The organism is Candidatus Thiodiazotropha sp. AKAK3, from assembly GCF_058244645.1.
Genome location: NZ_JBSYOQ010000017.1, coordinates 1 through 13,572, shown reverse-complemented (window position 1 = coordinate 13,572; position 13,572 = coordinate 1). Strand labels below are relative to the sequence as shown.

The following is a 13,572-nucleotide window of genomic DNA, read 5'->3' as shown; positions in this document are numbered from 1 at the left end:
GGAATCTCCAATTGGCAAAATATTTTTGTTTTCGATGACTGGACGCTATCCCTTAAATTTCTAGGCAATAATTATATCCTACACATGCTTTTCTGGATCTATGCAGTAAAGTTTTGGTTTATCACCATAGTCTCGATAGTGATAATCAGTTCAAAATAGTCATACCTCTGGTACCGTATTTTTTAATCTTTCACTTTCTGCATCTGTCAGAGATTTTATTCATGCCTGAACGGGAATCGGTGAGAATGTTATTACCAACAAGTCTGACAACTTCTGAAATAAATACGAGTAGAAAAGGAAAACACGAATACTGAGATCCGGTTTTATGGGTTCATGGTGGGCCATGAAGGATTACTCAGCTGCACCTCGCCCTTCGGGATGGAGTTGTTGTGCTCCCACAACCTGCCTCGCTATGCTTAATGTCGAACCTTCGATCAATGGATTAGGGGTACGCAAAAAGAGATTCCAGACCTTATTTATCTAATATGATACCGAGACGCAAATCAATTGATTCAGTGAGCGCTGTCTTCTCTATTGACGCATTGAGAACCTTTCGCGCACTTTACTGTTTAACGTATAGTCACTAATCCATTTATCACCCCGCTACGGCTAATCATGACGATTAACCACCGCTTGAACTAAACGTATACCGGCTGGTGTTAAATTTGCGATCTAATAATGCCTATCCATCGGGTCAGGTGTGATAGTTACAAGCACTGGAAGATGAGGCTGTCCGGCTCGGGGTTGAACGCTTCAAAGAGTAACAGTCAATTGAATCACTGGTGACTGTTTACAGCCTATAGCTTTCTGTCATGCCTGCCATGACGAATATGAAGGACCTCGACTACATCTTTGCTAATGAGATAGAGGACTCGATAATTGCCGATGATCAAATGCCGGATACCCAAACGTATATCCAGGTCCTCCGGTGCAATGGGGCATCGTTCTGCCAGGGTATCGAGTTTTTCAATGGCTGAGATCATATCCAGATACCAGCTAACGGCATTCTTGGGTGACTCTTCGGCTATTTGCAGATAGCGTTGTTCGAGATCGTTTTCGGCTGTGGGTTTTATATCTACTCGGTATTTTCTCAACGTTTAATACCGTGCTTCGCTTCGAATCCTGTTGAAAACTCACCTAGTGGTCTTCCCTCTTCTGACAGTGCCTGCCGTATATTGATAATGCTCTCTGCATAGTCAGCCAGCTCTGCCATTTTTTCATAGGTTTTCGCATCCTGGACGACCACGGCAGCCTTGCCGTTTACGGTGAGGATCTCCGGGCGTTTGGTCTTGGCCAGTCGCTTGATATGTTCGGCAGGTTTTCGGCTGAAGTCCGTCACGGTATGGATATCGGTGCTATTGAACATTGCATTCCCCAAAACAGATTAAAAACATATTATTCTCTGTTTACACCTTTTCGTTTTTTTGATCAAGAACTGTTACGGCCATCCACCAGTAATCAGGACAGGCACCATTTAGCATTGGAAGGCGTTTTTCACGGCCAGCGGTGCGGCCCTGGAAGGCTTCAGTCAACCGGTGTTGTTGACTGAGCTGCGCTAGCCCTTTCTTCACCTCACAAATCTGCCCCCTGCCCCGGCAGGGGTCAAACACTCCAAAAAAGTATTATCTGGCTACACCTTATTTGGTAACGCATGGCGAAACCTTCTGATTTATGGATATTTATGGGTGCTTTTCTGGATACCTCTGATTAATCCTTGCCTTTATGGGTATTTATGGGTATTTATATGGGTATGAGCTTGAACACAGATACCCTCAATATCACCCGTGAAGTCCTCTCGCTGATTGCCGAGCTGGATGAGTTCAAGGGTGCGTGGCGCGCCCTGGGAACGCTCGCCCCGGAGCGGCTTTCAGCTCTGCGCCATGTCGCGACAATCGAAAGTATTGGCTCGTCAACCCGTATCGAGGGCAGCAGGCTATCCGACCGGGAGGTCGACCGATTACTTAGGAACATCGAGATTAAAAAGTTCGACACCCGCGACGAACAGGAAGTTGCGGGCTATGCCGAAGTCATGGAAACGATCTTCGCCCACGCCAATGACATTGATATCACAGAAAACCATGTCAAACAGTTGCACCGCGACCTGCTCGTCTACAGCGCCAAGGACGAACGCCACAGGGGCGAATACAAAACCAATCCGAACCATGTGATGGCGTTTGACGCCGAGGGCAAGGAAATCGGCATCGTGTTTGAGACGGCCACACCGTTCGACACACCCCGCCTGATGACGGAACTCGTAGCTTGGACAAGAGTGACACTGGAAGAAAAACAGCTCCACCCGCTCCTGGTCATTGCGGTCTTTACCGTCGTGTTCCTGGAAATCCACCCCTTCCAGGACGGCAATGGTCGCCTCTCCCGCGTGCTCACGACCCTGCTGCTGCTACGGAGCGGCTACGCCTATGTGCCCTATAGCTCACTGGAAAGCGTCATCGAGCAAACCAAGGAAGGCTATTACATGGCGCTACGCGGAACACAAGGCACGATCCGCACCGCCACCCCCGATTGGCAGCCATGGGTTATGTACTTTCTGCACGCTTTGCAAAAACAAAAAGCGCGCCTGGAAACCAAGATCGCACGCGAGAAAATCCTGGTCGAGAAACTGCCGGAACTCTCCGTGCAAATCCTGGAAATCGCCAAAGAACACGGGCGACTAACTATCGGTCAGATCGTTCAAATCACAGGGGCCAATCGCAACACGGTAAAAAAGCACCTGCAAGCCCTTGTAGCGGGTGGACATCTGGCTCAGCACGGCACCGGCAAAGGAACCTGGTATGGGTGTAAATAATCAGGGAAGAGAGAAGCTCGGCTGTCGAACCTGGCTTGTTCGAAGTCGAAGGTTCGAATCTCCTCTGTAGAAATAAAAAACCCGAACGCACAGGTCCGGGCTTTGATATTTATGTTTGGTGGGCCATGAAGGATTACTCGGCTACGCCTCGCCCTTCGGGTCGTAGTCGCTGCGCTCCCACGATCAGCCTCGCTTTGCTCCGCTGTCGAACCTGGCTTGTTCGAAGTCGAAGGTTCGAATCTCCTCTGTAGAAATAAAAAACCCGAACGCACAGGTCCGGGCTTTGATATTTATGTTTGGTGGGCCATGAAGGATTCGAACCTTCGACCAATGGATTAAGAGTCCACTGCTCTACCAGCTGAGCTAATGGCCCAATCTTAAATGGATGGTTTGGTCAATGGGCGATTATGTCGCTTCACCACCCAAACATATGAACACCCTTGTAAACAATGACTTAGGTAATCGAACCATCATTGCAAGGCATACCATTAAGCAGGCGCGAATGATGTCAGAAATGAAATATTTATTCAAGAGGGGGAGACCTGACATCCCAGTGGGAAGCAGTTTGGTTGAATCATCGATAATTATTTTTAAGCTAGTGCAACTCGTTATAGGTTCCGTACCATCCAGAGCCGACCCGTAGATCAGATCAAGGATAGATATGTTGAATATACGAATATCAGGAATAGACTTACGCTCGCGATTTAAGCTCATTTTCTTATCAAAGCAATCAGCTTGGAAATGAGTAAAAGCCTTGAATTGTTTTTCAAAGAAGCAGAAAAAATCAGTGCTCCACGGGTATTGGAATTAGGTACAAAGCGAAGTAAACCTAATCGTTCAACACTGCATAAGAATTGGGTGCCACATGCATCCAGTTATGTTGGCACTGACTTTGTCGATGGTGATGATGTAGACATCGTTGCGGACATTCACACCCTATAAAAAACGTTAGGGGAAAACGCCTTTGACATAATCATCTCTTGCTCCACATTTGAACATATTCAATACCCGTGGCTTGCAGCAGAAGAGATTTCGCGCACTTTAACCGTAGGTGGTCTTGTCGCCATACAGACACACCACTCATTTCCACTACACGCTTATCCAAACGACTATTGGCGCTTTTCGACAGAAGCATTAGAAGCACTTTTCTGTGAAAACCTAGGTTTTGAAATTACTGGGGTGTCATATGATTTCAAAAGCCATATATTTTCTTGGAGACTACCCTGGCTGACACGACATAAATGCTTTTTGAACAGCTACATTGTCGCGAAAAAGGTTAAAGATATCGGTGCAGATTTCTCTTGGCGGAACTGTTTATCGCAATAGAGCCATTTTTCAGCGCAATCTTAATAAGAGTCGAAGAATGCAGTGTCAATTTAAGAAGCTGAGATACGAATAGGGATTAATAGCGCAGGCACGAAAAACTTACAGAGTCAGTCACCAGACGGTGTCGACCCAATAAGTAAGGCATTGTTTTTATGAGAAAATATTACTGAGTAAGAAAATGGGGTGGACGATGGGTCTCGAACCCACGACCGCCGGAATCACAATCCGGAGCTCTACCAACTGAGCTACGCCCACCATTAACTGTTACCAATCTGGTTGTAATCAACAACCAGCCCTGCAGACTTGGCACGCCCGGCAGGATTCGAACCTGCTACCCTCGGCTTAGCTTACCAACTACGCCTTTCGACGCCTCTTTTCAGAGTTTGTGGTCTGGACTATCTCTTCACCGTCTCAGGCGTCACACGTATAGTCTCTACGGATCCCCGTTAGGGTTTCCTCGGGATTGCCATCAGCATGACCTGTTAAGGTTTCCCCGATACAGTGCGATCCACTTTGTGGGTTCTTGTTCCCCGCAAAGGCTCCTGTTTTGCACATCTTGATGTGCAGACTCAAAGGCCGATGCTCTATCCAAATGAGCTACGGGCGCTTAAAGGAACCTCTGATCAATTCGTGGCTCGGTGCATGCCGGCTGAAAGGCTCCGGCTCTGCGTTGAAAAACTTCGCAATAGCGAGCTATTACGTGCGTTTTTCGCCTTAATCCGGACCCTTTCATCTCGCCATGCGCTCGATCCAGAATTAATCAGATGTCCCTAAAAATTGGTCGGGGTAGAGAGATTCGAACTCCCGACATCCTGCTCCCAAAGCAGGCGCGCTACCAGACTGCGCTATACCCCGATACGCCAACCAGGTGAGCAGACTACCAACCTGGATATGCGAAGGGTGGGAATAATACTGTCGTTATCCGCTAAGGTCAATGCCGATTAGTGCGAATGCACTGACACTCTGCATCGGTTTCGGTATCATGCCTCTCCTGTTTTTATGACTGGTGGTAGTTCCATGAGTGCGAAGATATTAGATGGCAAGGCGATCGCGGCCGAATTGCGAGCAAAAATAAAGGCTGGCGTTGATAACCGAATCGCCGCCGGGCTACGCCAGCCGGGGTTAGCTGTAGTTCTGGTGGGGGAAAATCCAGCTTCTCAGGTCTATGTGCGCAATAAGCGTAAATCCTGTGAAGAGGTCGGTTTTCACTCCCAATCCTTCGATTTGCCCGTTGATACCACTCAGGCCGATCTGTTGAAGGTGATCGACCAGCTCAACGATGATGAATCCATCGACGGTATTCTGGTTCAGCTGCCATTGCCTGATCAGATCGATGAGGAGGCGGTTATCGAGCGCATTCTCCCAACCAAGGATGTGGATGGTTTTCACCCCTATAATGTAGGGCGACTCGCCCTACACATGCCTATATTACGCCCCTGCACCCCCCGCGGGATAATGACCATGCTGGAACATACCGGTCAAAAACTCGAGGGTCTGGATGCGGTGATTATCGGCCAATCGAACATTGTCGGCCGCCCTATGGCGCTTGAGCTGCTGGCAGCTCGCTGCACTATCACTGTTTGTCACAGTCGTACCAAGGATCTGGCAGGGAAAGCTCGTAGTGCAGATATCCTGGTGGCCGCAGTTGGGCGTCCGGAGTTTGTCCCTGGGGATTGGGTCAAAGAGGGTGCAATTGTGGTCGATGTGGGTATCAACCGCACCGATGAGGGTAAATTGGTCGGGGATGTGGCCTTTGAGGCAGCCAAGGAGCGTGCCTCCTGGATTACACCGGTACCTGGTGGCGTTGGGCCCATGACCATTGCCACTCTATTGGAAAACACCTTACAGGCGGCGGAGCTTCATAGCTCGTCCAAGTAGTATCATCACAGTTCGTTTGGTGGGGCATGGCCCCACCCTACCTGACGCCCTTTTGGGTGCAGCTCTATCCGTTTGATGTTGCTTGGTGGGGCATGGCCCCACCCTACCTGACGCCCTTTTGGGTGCAGCTCTATCCGTTTGATGTTGCTTGGTGGTGCATGGCCCCACCCTACATGACGCCCTTTTGGGTGCAGCTCTATCCGTTTGATGTTGTTTGGTGGGGCATGGCCCCACCCTACCTGGTTTTGTTGTACCACCATTTCGGAATAAGGCGTAGGGTGGGGCCATGCCCCACCAATTCACTCACCCGTCGTGTTGAGATTCATTTTAGCCGGAAGTGAACCTCCCCAATCCACTGGATAGATTCCTGCCTTCACATAACTATGAAAGCTTGACCAGGGCCAGTCAACAACCTGATCAACCAATCTGTGTTTGACGGGATTGAAATGCAGATAATCCATATGGTTCTTGAGATCATTTTCATCTCTAATAAGGTGTTCCCAGAATCGGCGTTGCCATAGACCTCCCTCACCCTTACGCTGACGGGATTGTGAGATTTTCTCCTCATCTGATGAGATATCTCTAAAGTGTTTTGTGAAGATCCCTTTGATCTCATTCCAGCGCTGAGGGTAGGCACTATCTCCGACTGGAAGTCTCCAAACTGTGTGGATGTGGTCTGGCAACAGGCAGATCGCTTCAACCTTGAAGGGGCGCCTCTCTTTTACATCTGCGATAGCCCGATGCAGAATCTTGCGGGCTCTATCTGTTGAAAAAAGAGGCTTTCGATTGTGAGTGACGAGGGTAAAGAAGTAAGTGCCACCCGGCATGTTGGATCTTCGGTAGTTCGACATATTGCCTCTCCTTGGCGTTGTCTGGTGATGATTCTAAGCAGGTTATTGGTGGGGCATGGCCCCACCCTACCTGGTTTTGCTGGTGGGGCACGGCCCCACCCTACCTGGTTTTGTTGGTGGGGCGTTGCACCACCATGTCGGAATGAGGCGTAGGGTGGGGCCATGCCCCACCGTTATCCTTCACCCCCTGCGCCAGGTGGTGCCCTGTGGTCCGTCTTCTAAAGCAATCCCAGCATCCTGCAGTTCATCCCTTATCCGATCAGCTTCAGCCCAATCCTTTGCTGTTCTGGCATCGATGCGAGCCTGTACCAGCGCATCAATCTTCTCATCAGAGAGGCCGCCATCTGTTGATACACCGCCTTTTAAATAAGTTTCCGGATCGCTTTGTAACAAACCAAGAAGCCCACCCAGCTCTCTAAGAACACCGCCAAGAGGGGCTGCAGAATCGGCTTCCGACTCTTTTATTCGATTGATCTCCCGTACCAGGTCGAACAGTACCGCCAACGCTTCAGGAGTATTGAAATCGTCATCCATTGCCGCGTAAAAACGGTTAGTGAAATCCTCTCCGCCTTCTGCTTTCACAAGAGGCAGGCCCCTTAACGCGTTATAGAATCGGGTCAATGCGGCCCGCGCATTGTCCAGATGCTCAGTATCATAATTGAGTGGTGAGCGATATTGACTGGTGAGGATGAAATAGCGCACCTCTTCGGCTTTATAACGTTCAAGGATCTCTCTTACCGTGAAGAAGTTACCCAGAGACTTGGACATCTTTTCATCATTGATGCGCACGAAACCATTGTGCATCCAATAGTTGACGAAGGGGTGTCCCGTGGCACCTTCAGATTGGGCTATCTCATTCTCATGATGAGGGAAGGTCAGGTCAGCACCACCACCATGAATATCGAAGCTGTTGCCCAGTGCCTTGGTCGACATGGCTGAACATTCGATATGCCAACCAGGGCGACCCCGTCCCCACGGTGAATCCCAGGCAGGCTCGTCTGGTTTTGCCGCTTTCCACAACGCAAAATCGAGGGGATCCCGCTTTGCGTCCCCTGGCTCAACTCGGGCACCTGATCGCAGATCCTCAATCGATTTACCCGATAGCTTGCCGTAGCCGGGAAAGCTGCGTACATCGTAGTAGACGTCACCATTGTCGGCTGCATAGGCATGCCCTCTCTCAATCAGCTGTTCAATCATCTCCAGGATCTGATCCATATGCTGGGTCGCCTTAGGCTCATCTGAGGGACGTAAAACCCCCAGGGCATCAGCATCCTCATGCATTGCCTGAATAAACTGCTCAGTGAGTTCGGTAAAGGGTATCCCCTTCTCATTTGCACGTTTGATGATCTTGTCATCGACATCGGTGATATTGCGGATGTAGGTGACCTGGTAGCCACTGGCCTGGAGATATCGATAGACCACATCGAACACCACCATCACCCTGGCATGCCCAAGATGGCACAAGTCGTATACCGTCATGCCACACACGTACATGCTGGCCTTTCCGCTTTCCAGGGGTTTAAAGGTTTCCTTTCTATTGGTGAGATCGTTATAGATTGTCAGCATATTTCCGAGCCTGTCCTACTGAGATGAAACCCTGGCATATTAACGAAAAGGGGGTTGCCTTCATAGCCAATCATTTGGACAGGGTAATGAAAGAACTTTTATTAATCCCATAAATAAAGAAGCCCGACCGACACTTACGTGTACGGCCGGGCCGCTTAGCCACCAATCTATTTCACCCGGAGATTGCTAAAATCCAACCGGGTAGTGGTTCTCAGTCACACTTTAAACTGGCTAACCATTTTATCGAGTTTCTGTGAGATCTGCGCAACCTCTTCACTCTCTTTGAGTGTGCGACAGGTTCCCTCTACGGTCTGATGGGAGACTTCACTGATCGCAATGATGTTTTTGTTGATCTCAGTGGCGACGCTAGTCTGCTCAGACGCAGCCGTAGAGATCTGGGCATTCATCTCGCTGATCATCTCCACAGCATTTGCAATCTGCTGCAGGGCCTCTCCGGCTCGGCTTGAGTCAGAGACACTTTGCTCTGCTTCCTGCTTGCTTCCATCCATAACTTTTACCGCCTGATCAGATGAAGAGATCAACTGTTCAATTATCCCCTGTATCTCGTGGGTCGCTTCCTGAGTCCTCTGGGCGAGATTGCGTACCTCATCAGCAACCACAGCAAAACCTCGTCCCTGTTCACCAGCCCGAGCTGCCTCGATTGCTGCATTCAGGGCCAGCAGATTCGTCTGTTCCGCAATGGCAGTTATCGATTCAGAAACCTGGCCGATATTTTGAGTTCCCTCAGCCAGTCGTTTGACCACATCTGCTGCGTCATCGACACGTTTGGCCAGTCGGATAATTGAATTGGATACCTGGGTAACCACTTCGCCGCCTGCACTGGCATTGTTCTTGGCATCAGCAGCGGCCTGTTCAGCGCCTGCCGCATTGTGAGCCACCCGTTCTGCAGCAACAGTAAGCTCACCAATGGCTACTGTCAGCTGCTCCGTCTCTTTCTCCTGCTCATCGACACCATCTCGGGTAACCTTGGTCACCTGCGCCATTCTCTCTGCTGAACTGGCCAAGCCATCCATAGTATGGGCCAAATCATTGATGGTCGGTTGGAATTGGCCAAGCATACTGTTCACCGCTTCCCCAACTTCCCGAAACTCATCATTTGCTCCCAAGGTAACTCTTGGACGGAGATCAGAATCTGCACCTACCTGGTCCATAGTCTGTTTTAAACCATGCAGTGGTTTAATCACGACCTTGCGCACAATCACACTGATTATGAAGAGCCCTATTATCAAGACAAGAAAATTGATTCCAGCGCCTACTAACAGTTCATGATCAATCGCCTTATCACGCTCTCCCATGGAAAAACTGAGTCGCCCTGCTCCCAGAATAGTCCCTTCCGGCAATTGGTGGCAGGTCAGACAATTAGTACCATTTCGGTCAGAAACTGCAGCGAAAGGCTCGATGATGGTTAAAATCCTTTCACCCTTCACCTCTTTAACTTCGATAATCTGCTCACCATTCAAGGCGCGCCGATCGAGATCATCGAGGGGTTTTTCATGATCGAAGCCGACGCCGAATGTCTTGTTTACAGCCTCAGCACGCAACATTCGAACTTCAATCACACCATCGCGTTTTTGAATTTTATCCCGCAGTAGTTCCCGGTTACCCATGGTACCGGTAAACATCATTGCGTTCAGACTATCCAGGTAACCATGCAGAACATCAAAAATCTGATGTTCCGATAGACTCAAAAGCCTGTCCTTTTGCTGTTGAGCCGAATAAATGGTTACTACTGACATGATTAAGATGAATATCAACGCCATTGGCGTGACTATCTTCCACTGCACAGAAATATGTTTAGCCATTGCTCAACCCAGAATATTTAAACTGTTTAACTACTGGATAATATTTCGGCAAATAGTGCAGACACTTGAATTTTAATCCTAAATATCTTTCCGTTGTAGCTGTTAAAATCCTAAAGAATCTTCAATTTCTCCCGACAAATAGATTGTCACAACTAAATCCAGGCAGTTTAGAGGAACCTCCTGAGAGAGTTTCCCCTTATAACTGGGAAAATTTGACAGAACTGCCTAAGTAAATGATTCTGGAGATATCCGATGCGCAAATTCGCATATGCTTTAATCGTAGCCGCTGCTGTAGCAACACCCTCTGCTTATGCAAGTGAAATGTTGGCAATGCAGTCCGGATGCTCAGGCTGCCATAAAGTGGATGCAAAACTGGTTGGCCCGGCATTCAAGGATGTCGCCGCAAAATACGCTGGCGACGCTGGAGCGGTTGACCGACTGACCAACAAGGTCAAATCCGGGAGCAAACCTGGTGAAGCCCTGGTATGGGGCACTGCAATGATGCCTCCCAGCCCAGCCAGCGAAGATAAGATAAAAGGTGTGATTGAATGGATCATGACATTGAAATAGAAGAAGTGGTTCAGTTTGAATAACGGTTTTTTCTGACGCCACTTCCTGAGCTAGAATATAAAATAAATGACAGAAGTCGAATTAAACCTTGGTTGGCAATTTTCAGGTAGTCCTGCAAACCAATAGTACTTTGCCAAGGCCTACAATAAGCATAATTCTTAAGGAGTTCTCTATGTTCAGACCTAAAACACTGGTTTTGTTATCAACCCTTTCAACTCTATTGCTGGTGGGTTGTAGTGCCGGACCGGCACCGGTCAGTTTTAAATCTGAAATCAAGCCAATAATCGATAAATATTGTACTGAGTGTCATTTGGCTGGTGGTGCCGGCGCAGAAGCGAGTGGCTTTATCACCCAAGACTATGCCAGCATGATGAAAGGAACTAAGTTTGGGCCTGTAGTTGTTGCGGGAGATCCTCTCTCCAGTTCATTTTATCGTCTCGTTTCTGGCAAAGTGGATCCATCAATACGTATGCCCCATGGTAAGGAAGCCCTCTCAGAAGCTGAGATCACAAAAATTGAGCACTGGATAAGTCAGGGCGCGAAAGACAACTGATCCTCGCCCTTTTAGATACTATGTAGATAAGAATACACCAAAGCCCGTAAACCTTGAGTCACTCATGGTTTACGGGCTTTTTGTTTTTTGCGACGCTTGCAGATAGCTTCATAATGTATTGACGATCCCCCCTTTGTTATGATGGTTTTTAATCGTTATCATGCACCCTGAATAATAAACCCCCTGTTGAATCGGCAATGGCTCAGGCCTTTTCCAACACATAACCGCTTTCGAACCGTTAAACATGAGGATGTTATGAAAAAAATCTATAAATCACTGATAGTATCCCTGACTTTTCTTTTTGCAGTGACCACCGATGTGTGGGCTGAACCAGTAAAGGTTTTAATGAAGACCTCGATGGGAGATATCACACTTTCACTGAATCAGGATAAAGCGCCTGGAACAGTGGAAAATTTTAAGCAGTACATCCAGGAGGGCTTCTTTGACGGGACTATCTTCCACCGTGTTATTAAAGATTTCATGATTCAGGGTGGTGGTTTCACCGCCGACATGGAGAAAAAAGAGACCCGGAGCCCAATTAAAAATGAAGCTAAAAACGGCCTGAAAAACAAAAAAGGCACAATCGCCATGGCCCGTACTTCAGCACCCCACTCTGCCACCGCCCAGTTCTTCATCAATCACAAAGACAACAGCTTCCTCGACTATCCCAGCCGTGATGGTTGGGGTTATGCTGTATTTGGCGAAGTCACCCAGGGTATGGATGTGGTCGACAAGATCGCTGAGCAGCCAACAGGGGTAAGCAGTGGCATGCGGGATGTACCCAATAGTACGGTTACCATCGAAAAAGTCAGCATCATCGAGTGAAATGCTACTGACCAATCAACCATAAGAAACTGACAGGAAAACTGATGATCACATTAACAACTAACCTAGGCCCTATCCAAATCGAACTGGACGAAGAGAAAGCGCCCAAAACCTGCGAAAATTTCAAACAATACGTACAGGACGGATTCTTTGACGGCACAATTTTTCACCGCGTGATCGATAATTTCATGATCCAGGGTGGCGGCTTTCTTCCAGGAATGGTCCAGAAAGAGACCAGAGATCCGATTGAGAATGAAGCTAAAAACGGACTCTCCAATGAAACTGGCACTATCGCCATGGCAAGAACCATGGAGCCTCATTCCGCAACGGCTCAATTCTTTATCAATGTTGCAAACAATAAGTTTCTCGATCATCCAGGTCAGGATGGCTGGGGCTACTGTGTCTTCGGCAAAGTAGTCGCAGGCATGGATCTGGTGACCCAGATGAAAGGCACGGCCACTACTACCCAGGCAGGACATCAGGACGTGCCTGTGGAAGATATCATCATTGAGAAGGCTGAAATCACAGAGTGACCCATCAGCTCTTTATCTCTGATCTGCACCTGTCCGCCGAAGGGGCGGGCAGGCTGCAACTCTTCAACCATTTTCTCGAATCGAGAGCCCCCCAAGCTGACTGCCTCTATATTCTTGGTGACCTGTTTGACGCCTGGCTGGGAGACGACGTTCAACAGCCCATTCTGACTGAGGTCAAACAGGCGCTTAAACGACTCGCAGATGCTGGAACCCAATTGAACGTGATGCACGGTAATCGGGATTTTCTGATCGGTGAAGGATTCTGTGATGAAACCGGCGCGACGCTGATATCAGACCCCTGCCTGGTTAATCTCAACGGCATTCCGACACTATTGATGCATGGGGATCTGCTCTGCACCGATGACCAGGCCTATCAGCAGTTTCGCAAGGAGATCAGAGCGCCAGCCTTCATCAACCACTTCCTATCTCTGCCTATCCCTGAACGAATCGCCATTGCTCAGGATTACAGGGCCAAGAGTGGTGAGGCAAATTCACTCAAATCTGAAGCGATCATGGACGCCAATCAGCAGGCGATAGAGAGCTATCTGCAACAGTATCAGGCTCAATCACTGATTCATGGACACACCCACAGACCGGCTGACCACAGCTTCAAGCTCGGTTCCCACACAGTATCACGCCATGTGCTTGGTGAGTGGCATGCAGATCATGCTGAAATCATCTGTGTAACGGAAAATGGGCTGAGTCGTGAGACGTTTAGCCCCTAGTGGGTTGCTAACTCAAACGATTAGCGTTTCTTTTTGAGCTCAGCTGGTGGGGCAAGGCCCCACCCGACAAGAGGGGTGGTTGGGAGGGTGGGGCCATGCCCCACCCAAACCCGCACAAA

15 protein-coding genes, 3 tRNA genes, 1 other RNA gene and 1 pseudogene are annotated in these 13,572 nt (G+C 48.8%); 9 read left to right on the top strand and 11 right to left on the bottom strand.

The annotated features are described in order from the left end of the window. Positions 1-797 precede the first annotated feature (797 nt). From AC4IE7_RS02020 to AC4IE7_RS02010, 3 genes are read right to left on the bottom strand one after another with little or no spacing between them, the layout of a single operon-like run. Entirely contained in the window at positions 798-1,094 is a 297-nt protein-coding gene (locus AC4IE7_RS02020) for a type II toxin-antitoxin system RelE/ParE family toxin (protein WP_490775127.1), read from the bottom strand. Then, positions 1,091-1,366: a type II toxin-antitoxin system Phd/YefM family antitoxin gene (locus AC4IE7_RS02015; protein WP_490775126.1), complete on the bottom strand. Its 276-nt coding sequence runs from the start codon at positions 1,364-1,366 to the stop codon at positions 1,091-1,093. The genes AC4IE7_RS02020 and AC4IE7_RS02015 overlap by 4 nt, the downstream gene beginning before the upstream one ends. Before the next feature lie 40 nt (positions 1,367-1,406). Then, entirely contained in the window at positions 1,407-1,571 is a 165-nt protein-coding gene (locus AC4IE7_RS02010) for a hypothetical protein (protein ID WP_490775125.1), read from the bottom strand. A 185-nt stretch (positions 1,572-1,756) separates the two neighbouring features. On the opposite strand from AC4IE7_RS02010, the gene AC4IE7_RS02005 reads away from it, so the two are divergent. Beyond that, positions 1,757-2,803 (top strand): Fic family protein, encoded by a 1,047-nt coding sequence (locus AC4IE7_RS02005; RefSeq protein WP_490775124.1) that lies wholly within the window; start codon positions 1,757-1,759, stop codon positions 2,801-2,803. 116 nt (positions 2,804-2,919) lie between these two features. Here AC4IE7_RS02005 and AC4IE7_RS02000 read toward each other — a convergent pair. Both AC4IE7_RS02000 and AC4IE7_RS01995 read right to left on the bottom strand, forming a co-directional pair. Next, positions 2,920-3,063: non-coding RNA, RtT sRNA (locus tag AC4IE7_RS02000), on the bottom strand. Between the two features lie 37 nt (positions 3,064-3,100). Next, positions 3,101-3,176, bottom strand: a tRNA-Lys gene (locus AC4IE7_RS01995). Positions 3,177-3,544: 368 nt separating this feature from the next. On the opposite strand from AC4IE7_RS01995, the gene AC4IE7_RS01990 reads away from it, so the two are divergent. Both AC4IE7_RS01990 and AC4IE7_RS01985 read left to right on the top strand, forming a co-directional pair. Further along, positions 3,545-3,745: a hypothetical protein gene (locus AC4IE7_RS01990; RefSeq protein WP_490775123.1), complete on the top strand. Its 201-nt coding sequence runs from the start codon at positions 3,545-3,547 to the stop codon at positions 3,743-3,745. Between the two features lie 21 nt (positions 3,746-3,766). Next, a pseudogene (locus tag AC4IE7_RS01985) lies at positions 3,767-4,129 on the top strand (methyltransferase domain-containing protein); the annotation flags it as partial. 179 nt (positions 4,130-4,308) lie between these two features. On the opposite strand, the gene AC4IE7_RS01980 reads toward AC4IE7_RS01985, so the two are convergent. Both AC4IE7_RS01980 and AC4IE7_RS01975 read right to left on the bottom strand, forming a co-directional pair. Continuing rightward, positions 4,309-4,384: transfer RNA gene (locus AC4IE7_RS01980), tRNA-His, on the bottom strand. A gap of 523 nt (positions 4,385-4,907) precedes the next feature. Next, positions 4,908-4,984: transfer RNA gene (locus AC4IE7_RS01975), tRNA-Pro, on the bottom strand. 162 nt (positions 4,985-5,146) lie between these two features. Here AC4IE7_RS01975 and folD point away from each other — a divergent pair. Then, positions 5,147-6,007, top strand: coding sequence for a bifunctional methylenetetrahydrofolate dehydrogenase/methenyltetrahydrofolate cyclohydrolase FolD (gene folD, locus AC4IE7_RS01970; RefSeq protein ID WP_490775122.1), 861 nt, complete (start codon positions 5,147-5,149; stop codon positions 6,005-6,007). A gap of 5 nt (positions 6,008-6,012) precedes the next feature. Here the strand turns inward: folD and AC4IE7_RS01965 are convergent, their stop codons facing one another. The 4 genes from AC4IE7_RS01965 to AC4IE7_RS01950 form a co-directional block, all read right to left on the bottom strand. Beyond that, positions 6,013-6,267, bottom strand: coding sequence for a hypothetical protein (locus AC4IE7_RS01965; protein ID WP_490775121.1), 255 nt, complete (start codon positions 6,265-6,267; stop codon positions 6,013-6,015). 39 nt (positions 6,268-6,306) lie between these two features. Next, positions 6,307-6,858: an REP-associated tyrosine transposase gene (locus tag AC4IE7_RS01960; RefSeq protein ID WP_490775120.1), complete on the bottom strand. Its 552-nt coding sequence runs from the start codon at positions 6,856-6,858 to the stop codon at positions 6,307-6,309. Between the two features lie 180 nt (positions 6,859-7,038). Next, positions 7,039-8,424, bottom strand: a complete 1,386-nt coding sequence (cysS, locus tag AC4IE7_RS01955) for a cysteine--tRNA ligase (RefSeq protein ID WP_490775119.1) — start codon at positions 8,422-8,424, stop codon at positions 7,039-7,041. Between the two features lie 215 nt (positions 8,425-8,639). Next, positions 8,640-10,247: a methyl-accepting chemotaxis protein gene (locus AC4IE7_RS01950; protein WP_490775118.1), complete on the bottom strand. Its 1,608-nt coding sequence runs from the start codon at positions 10,245-10,247 to the stop codon at positions 8,640-8,642. A gap of 252 nt (positions 10,248-10,499) precedes the next feature. Between AC4IE7_RS01950 and AC4IE7_RS01945 the strand changes: the two genes are divergently transcribed. The 5 genes from AC4IE7_RS01945 (at position 10,500) to AC4IE7_RS01925 (ending at position 13,453) form a co-directional block, all read left to right on the top strand. Then, positions 10,500-10,817 (top strand): c-type cytochrome, encoded by a 318-nt coding sequence (locus tag AC4IE7_RS01945; RefSeq protein WP_490775117.1) that lies wholly within the window; start codon positions 10,500-10,502, stop codon positions 10,815-10,817. Positions 10,818-10,989: 172 nt separating this feature from the next. Next, complete coding sequence (locus AC4IE7_RS01940; RefSeq protein ID WP_490775116.1) at positions 10,990-11,370, top strand: c-type cytochrome domain-containing protein; 381 nt, start codon at positions 10,990-10,992, stop codon at positions 11,368-11,370. A gap of 255 nt (positions 11,371-11,625) precedes the next feature. Continuing rightward, the gene (locus tag AC4IE7_RS01935; RefSeq protein ID WP_490775115.1) at positions 11,626-12,195 is read left to right on the top strand and encodes a peptidylprolyl isomerase; all 570 of its coding nucleotides are present in this window, start codon (positions 11,626-11,628) and stop codon (positions 12,193-12,195) included. Between the two features lie 44 nt (positions 12,196-12,239). Beyond that, complete coding sequence (locus AC4IE7_RS01930) at positions 12,240-12,728, top strand: peptidylprolyl isomerase (protein ID WP_490775114.1); 489 nt, start codon at positions 12,240-12,242, stop codon at positions 12,726-12,728. Then, positions 12,725-13,453, top strand: coding sequence for a UDP-2,3-diacylglucosamine diphosphatase (locus AC4IE7_RS01925; protein WP_490775113.1), 729 nt, complete (start codon positions 12,725-12,727; stop codon positions 13,451-13,453). The genes AC4IE7_RS01930 and AC4IE7_RS01925 overlap by 4 nt, the downstream gene beginning before the upstream one ends. The last annotated feature ends 119 nt before the right edge of the window (positions 13,454-13,572 follow it).